This window comes from uncultured Meiothermus sp., from assembly GCF_937863175.1.
In the GTDB taxonomy this organism is placed as follows: domain Bacteria; phylum Deinococcota; class Deinococci; order Deinococcales; family Thermaceae; genus Meiothermus.
Genome location: NZ_CALMCQ010000366.1, coordinates 1 through 2998, shown reverse-complemented (window position 1 = coordinate 2998; position 2998 = coordinate 1). Strand labels below are relative to the sequence as shown.

At 55.5% G+C, this 2998-nt stretch carries 5 protein-coding genes and 1 pseudogene; 2 read left to right on the top strand and 4 right to left on the bottom strand.

Translation table 11 applies throughout. The features are described 5' to 3' along the window. Both Q0288_RS13660 and Q0288_RS13655 read left to right on the top strand, forming a co-directional pair. Nucleotides 1–223, top strand: a pseudogene (locus Q0288_RS13660) (acetoin utilization protein AcuC); the annotation flags it as partial. A gap of 78 nt (nucleotides 224–301) precedes the next feature. After that, nucleotides 302–553, top strand: a complete 252-nt coding sequence (locus Q0288_RS13655; protein WP_299431366.1) for a DUF1653 domain-containing protein — start codon at nucleotides 302–304, stop codon at nucleotides 551–553. A gap of 229 nt (nucleotides 554–782) precedes the next feature. Here Q0288_RS13655 and Q0288_RS13650 read toward each other — a convergent pair whose 3' ends face one another. From Q0288_RS13650 to Q0288_RS13635, 4 genes are all read right to left on the bottom strand, one after another. Next, nucleotides 783–1256, bottom strand: a complete 474-nt coding sequence (locus tag Q0288_RS13650; protein ID WP_299431362.1) for a GNAT family N-acetyltransferase — start codon at nucleotides 1254–1256, stop codon at nucleotides 783–785. A 290-nt stretch (nucleotides 1257–1546) separates the two neighbouring features. Beyond that, nucleotides 1547–1774 (bottom strand): cold-shock protein, encoded by a 228-nt coding sequence (locus Q0288_RS13645; RefSeq protein WP_299431359.1) that lies wholly within the window; start codon nucleotides 1772–1774, stop codon nucleotides 1547–1549. Nucleotides 1775–2105: 331 nt separating this feature from the next. Continuing rightward, nucleotides 2106–2339, bottom strand: a complete 234-nt coding sequence (gene acpP, locus Q0288_RS13640) for an acyl carrier protein (RefSeq protein WP_299431356.1) — start codon at nucleotides 2337–2339, stop codon at nucleotides 2106–2108. Between the two features lie 96 nt (nucleotides 2340–2435). Then, nucleotides 2436–2998 (bottom strand): beta-ketoacyl-ACP reductase (locus Q0288_RS13635; RefSeq protein ID WP_299431353.1); only part of this gene is annotated, 563 nt, incomplete at its 5' end.

Below are 2998 nucleotides of genomic sequence, written 5' to 3'. Positions count from 1 at the left end.
CTGGGCCATGCTCTATCTGGTGCTGCAAGACCTGCCCCTGCCCGACCATCTACCCGAACCCTGGCTCCGGCACTGGGGAACCCAGCTCGGCCACTTCCTCACCCACACCCTGCTCGACCCTCAAGACTGCTACTCAGAAATCCCCCGGAAGCCCGAAATCGAGCGGCGCAACCGCCAGGTCACCGGGCGTATGCTGGAATCGGTACGGCCCTACTGGAACTGAGCGCAGGAAAGCTCTGGTCTTTCGACTGCAGTTTGTGTAAAGATATCCGGGAGTGGTTCCAGGTTAGCGAGGTGTGGGATGCAGTTGCAAGAAGGTCTGTACCAACACTATAAGGGCGATCACTACTGGGTGCATGGCCTGGCCCGGCATTCGGAAACCGAAGAGTGGTTTGTGGTCTACGAAACCCGCCACGGCATCGAGCCCGAAACCCTGTGGGTGCGTCCACTGGCTATGTTTCTAGAAGATGTGGAGGTTGACGGTAAACCGATGCCACGCTTTCGCTATGTGGGTGAAAACGCACCTGCCAAAGACGGGTATTCCCAGGACTAAAACACCCTTACCCCAGGCTCATGTTCTGGCCGGGTAGTATCTCCTGGTTAGGGGTCGCAGTGCGTTGGGAGGCTCACAGCGGAGCTGCGCCGAAGCAAACCCCAATACTGCATCTCATCCGAAGACATTACCAAAATTTCTATCGTGGGCGCACTTAATCCTGCCCAGCGACCGGCCACAACATTCTAGCTTCCAGGGAGATGCTAGGGTTGGTTCTTTAGCCCCCGAACTATTTCAAGGGCTTCAAGTACCAGCTCAGAGTGGGGCCGCTGTCGCGCAGGTGGTTGAAACCCACCTTTTCCCAGAAGCGCCTGGCCTGTTCGTTGTTGCCATACACCACCGCGTAGAGCCGATCCATACGGCCTTTGAGCAGGGTCACGAGCTGCTCAACGGCTGCCTTACCCAGCCCCCGCCCCTGCAAGCTTTCATCTATCAGCAGCAGGCTGATGGTCGCCGAGTGCAAATCGGGATAGGCCACCTTATAGTCCAGAAAACCCACCACATGATCTTCCTGCAGCAGCAACAAGGCCTGCCGCCGGGTGTCGTGGCGCAGGGTCTCGAGTTCGCGGCCAATATCGTTGAGGGTGGGCGTATCGCCCCCAATTAAGGCTATATAGGTAGGACAGTTTAAGTACAGGCTGTGAACAACTGGAGCTGAATCGGCCGTGACGGGCAGGAGGTCGAGATGCACAGAGACTTTCATAGCTTGCTTTGATTGTATTCGCAGTCGTTGTTTTGCGTTGTAATTTGCAACCCAGCTTTTGTGTATAAAGTCACGTATGGGCGCTCTTCAAAACCCGATATACGCAGCCGTTATACGCACACTCTATGCATTTTTGTGCAATCGCGGGTGCATCTCATCCTTAACTTACTTGTACCGTTACCCAGGGCACCTGAACAAACCAGAAGGACTACGCCTATGTGCCGAGAAAGTAAAACCACAATCCCTCGGTTTCCCGAAGACTGGTCTGCCCTTGCACAGCTACCCGAAAACTAAAAACGCCTGGCTGTTTCCACCACGTTTACATTGGCAGCCTGGGGGCCTTTACCATTCTTGCCCGGCTCAATTTCGAAGGTGACAACATCGCCTTCGTTCAGGGTGCGGAAGCCACGGGACTGGACAGCACTGTAGTGTACAAATACGTCTGGCTCTCCATCTTCACGCTGAATGAAGCCATAGCCCTTTTCTGCATTGAACCACTTTACTTTGCCTTTTTGCATACTGCTCCTTACCACGGGCAGCCCCTGCTACAGTACATAGCCCGGCCCAGGACTAAGGCGCTGAACTACCCAAAAATCATCGGCCCCCTTCTCAGGCCATGGAGTAAGCATCTACCATAGCCAGACACGCGGGCGAAACAACATGGGCCACCTCAGAAAACTCCCAGACGCCTCAAGATAGCACCCCGCAGGGCTCTGTGTCTACCGGGTAAGTCAAAACTGGAGACCAGCGCTCTCAGCACTACGGTTTTACTGTGTGTAGCTAGCTTTGCGCAGATCTGGAGTCAACCTCTACATCAGCGACACAACGTTACTCAACCACCGTGAATGATCAGGCTTGTTTGCCCTGGATGAAGTTGATCGCATCCTGCACGGTGCGAATCTTTTCTGCGTCTTCATCAGAGATTTCCAGGCCGAACTTGTCCTCGAGGCCCATAATGAGTTCTACGGTATCGAGGCTGTCGGCGCCAAGGTCTTCGATAAAGCGGGCTTCGGGCACTACTTTGTCCGCGTCAACACCCAGTTTGTCTACAATTACTTCTTTTACATCGTCCAGGATAACCATAGCTTTAACCTCCATCGGTCGGGGTTTACTCCACCGTGCGGGATTCTACCACATCAAAACCGGCATAGGGGCCTGGTTTTGTTGGGCTCGATATTTTTAGTGCGGGGTCATACCCCCATCCACACACAGGGTTTGTCCATTGATATAGGCCGCATCGTCAGAAGCAAGAAAAGCCACCGCCTTAGCAACCTCCTCAGGCCGGCCCAGCCGCCCCGCTGGAATCTGCTTGAGGTACTCCGCCACCACATTCTCGGGCAACTTGGCGGTCATGTCCGACTCGATGAAGCCGGGCGCAATGGCATTAACCGTGATGCCACGGGTGGCGTACTCCCTGGCAACGGATCTGGTAAACCCGATCAGGCCCGCCTTGGCCGCTACATAGTTGGACTGGCCAGGGTTGCCCAGAATCCCCACCACGCTGCTGATGTTGATCACCCGGCCCCACCTCGAGCGCATCATCAGCTTAATGGCCTCGCGGGTGGTGTGGAAAATGGCGCTCAGGTTGGTCTGGATAACGGCATCCCAGTCTTCATCTTTCATCCGAATCAGCAGGGTATCGCGGGTGATGCCAGCGTTGTTTACCAGCACCTCGAGACCCCCCAGGGCCGCAGTTGCATCCGCCACGAGCTTCTGGGCGGCCTGCGGGCTGGGTGGCCTGT

Coding starts and splice junctions, on each gene's coding strand:
- acpP (WP_299431356.1), bottom strand. CDS start 2,339: ATGGTTATCCTGGACGATGTAAAAGAAGTAATTGTAGACAAACTGGGT.
- Q0288_RS13645 (WP_299431359.1), bottom strand. CDS start 1,774: ATGCAAAAAGGCAAAGTAAAGTGGTTCAATGCAGAAAAGGGCTATGGC.
- Q0288_RS13650 (WP_299431362.1), bottom strand. CDS start 1,256: ATGAAAGTCTCTGTGCATCTCGACCTCCTGCCCGTCACGGCCGATTCA.
- Q0288_RS13655 (WP_299431366.1), top strand. CDS start 302: ATGCAGTTGCAAGAAGGTCTGTACCAACACTATAAGGGCGATCACTAC.